An 8,218-nucleotide genomic window follows, 5' to 3' on the forward strand; every position below is an offset into this window, starting at 1 on the left:
CAATAGAGACACACAATCTATGAACCTTGATCTGTTCGCCGATGACGCGCCGACTGCTGCACCGGATTCAACCGCATCGGTAACACCACCGACAGAATCAGCCGCCAGTGCTACCCAGCCGCACCCGGCGCTAAGCGACACCGCCGCGCTATTCCTACTGTGTGAGCGCTGGGTTTCCCGTGGCTGGCTGCGGGATCTGGATTTAGCCCTGGTGCGCTTTCTCGACCGCGAAACCCAAAACGCCCCGCCGCTGCTGTTGCTAGGCGCGGCGCTGGCCAGCCACCAACTTGGCCGAGGCCATGTGTGCCTGGATATAGCTGCGACGCTGGAAGCCCCAGATTTTGCGCTTTCGCTGCCCCCAGAAGGCGACGACCTCAACGACCCGCCGCCGCTGCCCAGCCATGTGCTGGCTACGCTAACGCTGCCCGAGTGGCAGGCCGCGCTCAACTACCCCACGTTGATCAGTGACGGCCCCGGCAATACGCCTTTGGTAGTGAGCCACAGCGGCAACACCAGCAAACTCTACCTGCGCCGCTACTGGCAGTTCGAGCAAACCCTACACCAGGAAATCGCCGCCCGGTTAGCTACCACAGAACTTGATAAAACCTATGGGAGGCAAAGTGAAGACCATTCTGCTGGGCCTGATAATACTTGTGGGAGGCCGCTTCAGCGGGCGAAGGGTGACGATAGTCACCCCCAAATACTCAAAGATGCCCTAGATACCCTATTCCCCGCCAGCAACAGCATAGACTGGCAAAAAACCGCCTGCGCCCTAGCCGCCCGCAGCCCTTTCGCGATCATCACCGGCGGCCCCGGCACCGGCAAAACCACCACCGTGGTGCGCCTGCTGGCCCTACTGCAAACCCTGCAACTGGCAGAACCCAACGCCCACCCGCTGCGCATTCGCCTAGCCGCCCCCACCGGCAAAGCCGCCGCACGGCTAAACGAATCCATCGCCGGGCAAGTCGCAAAGCTCCCCATAAATGATTTAGCCACTTTGTGGGAGGGAGCTTCAGCTCGCGAAGCTAAGGCGCCAGAGCAGCTACAAGCCGCCATTCCAACCGAAGTCACCACACTTCACCGCTTATTAGGTGCCAGAGCAGACACCCGCCACTTCCGCCATAACGCCGCCAACCCGCTGGCGCTGGATGTGCTGGTGGTGGATGAAGCCTCGATGGTGGATATCGAAATGATGACAGCGCTGCTCAGCGCCCTGCCCGCCAGCGCCAAGCTCGTGCTGCTGGGGGATAAAGACCAGCTGGCATCCGTGGAAGCAGGCGCCGTGCTGGGCGACCTATGCCGCCGCGCAGACGCCGCCCACTACACACCCACCACGGCGCAGTGGCTAGCCGAACTCACCGACCACCCGCTGCCAGAGGCATTAATCGACCCGGACGGCCAGCCGCTGGATCAAGCCATTACCATGCTGCGGGTAAGCCACCGCTTTACTGAAACAAGCGGCATCGGCCAGCTAGCCCAGGCGATTAACCAGCCGCTAAGTGAGGCGTTGCGGGAACGGGATAAACACCAAGCCGTGCATGGCATACTAAATAACGGCTACGCCGACCTGCACCACTTGGTGTTGAAGCCAGACGCACAAAACGAAGACAGCGCCCTGGAGCGCCTGGTGATCACCGGCAGCCCGGAGCGTTTTCCCAACGCAGGTGAAGGCCGTACCAATTTCAAAGGCGAACCGATTGCACCACCCACTGGCTACCAGCACTACCTGAATACCCTGGCGAGTGAACGGCCTGATACATCGCTAGCATTTGAAGAAAACGGCGACGCTTATGATGCCTGGGCGAAGCAAGTACTCAACGCCTACAGCCGCTTTCAGCTACTGTGCGCACTACGCAAAGGCCCGTGGGGAGTAGAAGGTTTAAACCTGCGCATCGCCAAAACATTACGCCGCGAAAAGCTGCTGTTCGGCAACGACCACACGTTAGAGAAAGGCTGGTTCGAAGGCCGCCCGGTGCTAGTCACCCAAAACGACTACGGCCTGAAACTGATGAACGGCGATATCGGCATCACAATGGCAGTGCCCGATCCGCGCACTCCGAGTAAATCATTACTCCGTGTCGCCTTTCCGACCAGCGACCCGGAAAACCCCATTCACTGGGTGCTGCCTTCCCGCCTGCACGCGGTAGAAACCGTGTTCGCGATGACGGTACACAAATCCCAAGGCTCGGAGTTTTTGCACACCGCCCTACTGCTACCGCCCACGCTAAACCCCATCCTGACCCGCGAGCTGGTGTACACCGGCATCACCCGCGCCCGCGAATGGCTCACGCTTATCGAAGCCAAACGCGGGATTTTGAATGATGCGGTGACTAGGGAGGTTATGAGGGTTAGTGGGATGGGGAAATTGTAATCAAAATTGACATAATCAATGGTAATGTCAGTTTGGATCAGAAACATAATTTTAGATAATGCTTTGCTCACCAATCAATTAGAATCACCGCAAATAATTTATCCGCGCGCAGCACTAGGTTAGGCCCACATCCATGGTTGACATTATCGGCAACATGGCTAAAGTGAAGCTAAGGCACGTAAACAGGTGCCTGAGTCGCCCGCTGACCAAAGTGCAAACACTGTAGCTCCAAAAATTGACATAGTTGACCTTATACTTGCGTCGTAAGCGGGCTGCGGCGGACGATTGTGTAAGGAATAACTATGCCTAGCAAATACATTTCACGTCAAGAACTCCCTGCTTCACAGCAGCTTAAGCTTGTCAAAAGAGAAGCCAAGCATCTATGCAAAACTAACCATAAAGACCGAAATCATAAATTTTACCTTAATCTGGTTTCGCGTAAGTATGGCTATGAGAACTACGATGCACTCCTCCTTAAATTCAAAGAAGAACTTCGTAATTGGCAGAACAAGGGTAGAGAACTCTGTGAATCAAGGCCAGCCGATCCACATAGAAGCTACTATTTTGTGACGATGCATGATTCTTTCCAATATAGCTATTATAGCCATTGGGTTGCGTGGGACAACGAAGGCTACGAGTTAAGAATCCCCTCTCAAATGAACCCTGCCTGGGTGATTGAGTTTGTTCGTGAGTCCATGAGAGAGCCTCTTTATATCATTCATGACATGGACGAGGCATTCCGTTGGATGTGGTTTTGGCAAGGACGCGCCCTCGTTGACCATGATGTTATAACGAAAAAAATTAAAAAATTTTTGCTGCCCTCACGATCGTATTCACATCCCCGCTTAAAACTGGGCTTTGACTAAATATTCTCTGGCCCCCACAGCCATTGTAGACGTGGGGGCCTAACAGGTACTAAGTTGCCCATCGATTGGATGAACGTGAGCTTCGATCTCGGCGATGAGGCCAGCATCATAGCTATCGACATCGAGCTACCCGAGGAGGATGCCTTCCCAGACGTGGAGTACAACCTTTCCGCCAAGCAGGCGAAGGTTTCTCAAAAAAATTGCCGCCACTAGGCGGCGCATGCTGTATCGCGACTACGCCCATGGCGTGGCGATGCGAGTGCTCGGTGAGATATACCACCGTCTTCCAACCGTTCAGGTAGCGCTTATATCGGCCTACGTGCCGACCCTCGACACCGGAACTGGTCAGCCCACCGAAGCAACTTTCTCTTGCACTACACACCACAAAAGAAGGGCTCCACAAAACTATGAATAAGGAGCCCTGGCAAACGGCAGGTAACATGACTTCACTATCATGATTCTATGTGGGAAATGTACTGGGAAAATGCCATTTTTGGATACACTGGCTAATGCTGCACATAGTTCTTATTGCGAGGATGATAACTTGACCAAACAAATTGGCTAAAATAGGATTCAGCAATTTCTGTCCAAATTCTCAGGCCATCAGGCTCCTGCATTATCTTCTTTGCGTTAACCAACAACCATGAACTTACAGCTTGGCTATCACGACATTTATCGCAGTCGCCTGAGGTGCAACATTGCATGACCGTCTTCATATCTGCCGCATAAGCGTTAAACTTTGGCAAAGCAGGGCCTCCCTCCTCCAAACGTTGTGCATTCCCAGAATAATCTTCACTAACGCTAGGGCATCCATAATAACCAAACTCTCCCCAACTCGTTCTTCCAAGAATTAATGCTTCAATATAGTATGGGTGGCTTGCAATAGTTTCAGGGTATTTTTCCTTCAACTCCAACAACAGATCTAGCAGGCGCTGCTCATACTCGGGCTTAAAACAATCATCTGTACCATAATCACTATAATAATTAAAAAGCAATCTATTACCGTTTCCCTCTATCTTCTTTACCGTTTCTTCAATGTATGGCATACCATCGTATGTTACAGCATAGACAAAGCCAGCCCGGTCGTCGTGCTTGTAGTTTTCCATAACTTTATCAAGCAGTCCTGTGAATTTCTTACCTGTTGGGCCTATGGCTCTCAACTCATCATCAAGGGGGCCACCACCAAAAACAGAGATGGCTATAGTGACATCCTCAAAACCTTCGTATGGGACTTTTTTCAAACCGTTTGTTGAGATTGAAACCTTAGGCATATATTTTCGGAACAGCGAAATTCTGTCCAAAAATAAAGCTGGCTCTCCTCCGATTAGCAAAGGAGCATTGACTCCCCTTTCTGCTTCATCTTGAATGCGAGCCTCTAGTGTAAGTAGGTCATTAAGTTCATCACTACTTTTATCAAACTCTTTCTCAAAGAACCAACATCCTTTGCATCTTAAGTTACATTTATTAGTTAAATGATACAGAGATGAGCGAGTAGAACTTGCCTCCTTCCTCACTTCTTTGAATCGCTTTCTAAGATCACCTTGACTATCCATCTTCTTCACCTCTCGAGTCACTATTGGATTTTACTTCCCCTTCTTTTTTAAGCGCGCTAAGGATCAACGGCCATACCTTACCGCGCGATGTCCTAAACATATTCATATGCCCTATAGAGTCACAGCCTAATTCGAGTGGATTCAATGGCACGATTTCCTTGTTAGCAAAAGGCATTAGTCTCAGCCAATCACTTATATTATCTTTGGTAGCAAGAGGGTCGTCATCAGCAGAAAACAATGTGATTGAGCAAGTTAGTTTTTTGTAATAATCATGCTCCACACCCACACCAAAATCACTTTCAAGATAGCCTGGGGTACGACACCATCGCGCCCACTGCAGCGCAACCATGGGTGGTAGATCCTCTCCCCACCCAATCCATTTGGCAGGCACATAGCCAAGCCACCTAGCTGCCAATGGAATATAAACAAAGGTGAAAAACATCGCCGCCAATCTCGTGGGATACTTTATATTCCCGATGTATCCAGAAGATGCAGAAACGGCAACCAAATGGCTTATCGACTCATAGTTGGGCATCAATCCCACCAACTGGGCGCCAGCACTGTGACCAATCAAAATAGCCTGGCTGGCATCTGTCTTTTTCAAGAGCCACTCTAAGGCGGCTGGCATGTCCAACTCGCCCCAATCCTGTTTCCGAGCCTTGGATTTCTTCACATGTGATTCAGCGAGTGACGAACCGACACCTCTATAGTCGAAAACCAAGACGCTATAGCCTTCCTGACTTAACCAGCGTGAGAATGCGTAATAAAATGATTGTCGAACACCGGTGGCAGGACATATAAGCACAGGCATCCCACCAGCAGGGTCAGAAGTAGGAAAATAGCTTCCCGACAACATGTACCCATCTGCGGCCAGAAAGCGCACGGTCTCGAAGTTTATCGTTTCGTCCATCCCCCTCTCGCCTCCCTAACCCCCTAAACGATCCCCTAAGCACCGTGCTCGTCACGCCCCGCCATGGGGAAGATCGGCCACGCATTAGTCGCGCCTTCGTCTGTATATTCAGCGATCAGCTGGCGTAACGACTCGGTACTCTCAGGCGCATGGCATAGTCGCAAAAGAGAGCCCGCAATGCCAGTGGCGTTTTCGATAGCCACTCGCTGGAAAATATTACCCTGTCTGTTGACCACGGGCAGTTTTCTAGCTCAGAACATATGTTTTAGCTTTTTAGCAGCTATAAAATCAATAATTAATTTTATTCAACCAAAACCTTCCTAGCTTGAGCAATAATTTGTTCACGAAACTTTACCAATTTAGGCAACTGAGTTTCCCAATAATGTAAATACAATGAGATATCTGTTTTTTCTGTTGGCATCAAATCAATTAAATCAGCCGATATGATTTTTTCTTCATATTTGGGTAGTGGCATCATGCCATAACCTATACCAAATAAAACTGCTTCATAATATGCTTCAGATGAAGGAATATAATGACAAGAACAAATATCTTGCATCAGCCCAAAATTATTTTTCAAAAAATCTTCTTGCAATCTATCTTTTTCACAAAAAACAAGTAGTGGCGAATTTTTCAACGAGGTAAAATTAACGCCATTTTTAAACCATTTTTTATAAAAGGTACTAGAGCAAGCTAGCTTATATCTCAACTTACCTAAGCAAACCGATTTACAGGAATTGAATGTTTTTTCCTTAGAAGTAACTGCCATTATCGTTAGCCCAGACTCTAATGCTAGATGGGTATAATCTTGATCGTCAATATAAACATCTAACATCACCTCTCCCGATTGAAGATATTCAGCTAGAACAGGCATTAACCAATTAGATAATGAGTCATTATTAACAGCTATAGAAAATCTTAATTTGTTTTTTTTAACATCAATAAATTCATTCATGAATTCATTATTTAGATACTCTATATTTTTAAGATGACGGATTAATTTTTTTCCTTCCTCAGTAGGCCTACAGGGCCTGTCTCTTATTAAGAGTGACATCCCCATTTCAACCTCTAATGCCCTCACTCTCTGAGAAACAGCAGAAGTTGTAATGTTCAGCTTACGAGCAGCTCGTTCGAACGAACCTGATGCGACAACTTCAATTAACGCCATCTTTTTTTTAGGGTCAAACATATAACCTCCAGGAATAAAGAAATATCAATCAGGAATAATCAGCAAATTCAAAATGTGCAAAATAAATATAAAATCCAATAAAAACAATTAATTGCATAAAAACATAACTCTATGACTCCTATTTAAATGTCATGGCTATTTAACAATCTAAAAAGCGATCCTCACAAGGTTTTAGTTAAGAAAAAATTCACTCCATCAACTTATTCTTCACATAATTTACAAACCAACCATGAGATACGAAAGTAAAGCTGCCAAACAAACAGGAGACGTATCATGAAAGCATCTGATTTAAAAGGAAAAACTATTGGATTTGCAGCATCTGGTGGCCTGGATAGCTGCACTATTACCCACTGGCTGTCTTCACAAGGAGTAAAAGTTATTTGTTTTACAGCCGATCTTGGCCAACCTGATGAAGATAATTTTTCTGATATTAAAGAGAGGATGCTAGCGTCAGGGGCCTTAGATTTTATTTCAATCGATTTAAAAAAAGAAATAGCTGAAATTGGTTTGGAACTAATCCAGTGCAATGCTCAGTATGAGTTTGGGTATTGGAATTTAACAGGCGCCGCTAGGCAGGTGATAGTTAATGGTATCGTTAAAAATCTAAAACATTACAATTTAAATATATTTAGCCATGGAGCGACAGGAAGAGGCAATGATCAAATCAGATTTCAAATAATAGCTTCCATGCTAAACCCAAATTTAGATTTTTATGCTGCATGGAGAGACGAAGAATTTCTAAAAAATTTCAAGGGTAGAAAAGAAATGATTGACTACTGCATTACACACAAAATACCCATTAAAGCTTCCAGTGAAAAACCTTATTCAACTGACTCTAATCTATTAGGCCTTACTCATGAAGGTGGATTACTTGAAGATTTAAAAAACTCAGTATATGAAGTTGAACCTGAATTAGGATTTTGGCCAAAAAATTGCTCAGATGAAGCACTAACCATCAAGTTAACTTTCGAAAATGGAATTCCAAAAAAACTTAATAACGACTCAGTAAGCTTAATTGATTTATTTTCTAAATTAAACCATATAGGTGGTGTACATGGAGTTGGGATAGCTAAGAACTTAGTTGAGAACAGAATTATTGGCGTTAAATCAAGAGGTGTGTATGAATCCCCCGCCATTGAGATCTTAGGCAATTGTTATCAATACCCTGAATCCGTGAGACCGGCCCCCGGAAGCACTTCTAACCCACTGACCTGCATGGCAATATAGCCATTATCGCCATTCACCCAGACAGTGCCATGCCCAACATAAAGTTCCGCGCCAGTCGCCGCACCCTCACCAGCCACGCCGGGCTGTCCATCATCGGGCAAT

At 47.0% G+C, this 8,218-nt stretch carries 8 protein-coding genes; 4 read left to right on the top strand and 4 right to left on the bottom strand.

Going from position 1 to position 8,218, the window contains the following annotated elements:
- Positions 1 to 19: 19 nt before the first annotated feature.
- The 3 genes from recD to ACQKE4_RS07645 all read left to right on the top strand — a co-directional run bounded on the left by recD (position 20) and on the right by ACQKE4_RS07645 (position 3,450).
- Positions 20 to 2,371: an exodeoxyribonuclease V subunit alpha gene (gene recD, locus ACQKE4_RS07635; RefSeq protein WP_427387661.1), complete on the top strand. Its 2,352-nt coding sequence runs from the start codon at positions 20 to 22 to the stop codon at positions 2,369 to 2,371.
- Between the two features lie 302 nt (positions 2,372 to 2,673).
- Entirely contained in the window at positions 2,674 to 3,237 is a 564-nt protein-coding gene (locus tag ACQKE4_RS07640) for a hypothetical protein (protein ID WP_427387647.1), read from the top strand.
- 54 nt (positions 3,238 to 3,291) lie between these two features.
- Positions 3,292 to 3,450 carry a hypothetical protein gene (locus tag ACQKE4_RS07645; RefSeq protein WP_427387648.1) on the top strand — a complete coding sequence of 53 codons (159 nt, stop codon included), beginning with the start codon at positions 3,292 to 3,294 and terminating at the stop codon, positions 3,448 to 3,450.
- Between the two features lie 293 nt (positions 3,451 to 3,743).
- Here the strand turns inward: ACQKE4_RS07645 and ACQKE4_RS07650 are convergent, their stop codons facing one another.
- The 4 genes from ACQKE4_RS07650 to argP all read right to left on the bottom strand — a co-directional run bounded on the left by ACQKE4_RS07650 (position 3,744) and on the right by argP (position 6,889).
- Entirely contained in the window at positions 3,744 to 4,790 is a 1,047-nt protein-coding gene (locus ACQKE4_RS07650; RefSeq protein ID WP_427387649.1) for a hypothetical protein, read from the bottom strand.
- Positions 4,783 to 5,700, bottom strand: a complete 918-nt coding sequence (locus ACQKE4_RS07655) for an alpha/beta hydrolase family protein (protein ID WP_427387650.1) — start codon at positions 5,698 to 5,700, stop codon at positions 4,783 to 4,785. The genes ACQKE4_RS07650 and ACQKE4_RS07655 overlap by 8 nt, the downstream gene beginning before the upstream one ends.
- 35 nt (positions 5,701 to 5,735) lie before the next feature.
- Positions 5,736 to 5,936, bottom strand: coding sequence for a hypothetical protein (locus ACQKE4_RS07660; RefSeq protein ID WP_427387651.1), 201 nt, complete (start codon positions 5,934 to 5,936; stop codon positions 5,736 to 5,738).
- A gap of 65 nt (positions 5,937 to 6,001) precedes the next feature.
- Positions 6,002 to 6,889: an HTH-type transcriptional regulator ArgP gene (gene argP / locus ACQKE4_RS07665; RefSeq protein WP_427387652.1), complete on the bottom strand. Its 888-nt coding sequence runs from the start codon at positions 6,887 to 6,889 to the stop codon at positions 6,002 to 6,004.
- A gap of 273 nt (positions 6,890 to 7,162) precedes the next feature.
- Between argP and argG the strand changes: the two genes are divergently transcribed.
- On the top strand, positions 7,163 to 8,116 hold the full coding sequence (gene argG, locus ACQKE4_RS07670) for an argininosuccinate synthase (protein ID WP_427387653.1): 954 nt from the start codon (positions 7,163 to 7,165) through the stop codon (positions 8,114 to 8,116).
- The last annotated feature ends 102 nt before the right edge of the window (positions 8,117 to 8,218 follow it).

It is taken from the genome of Halomonas sp. NPDC076908 (assembly GCF_050269715.1).
In the GTDB taxonomy this organism is placed as follows: domain Bacteria; phylum Pseudomonadota; class Gammaproteobacteria; order Pseudomonadales; family Halomonadaceae; genus Vreelandella.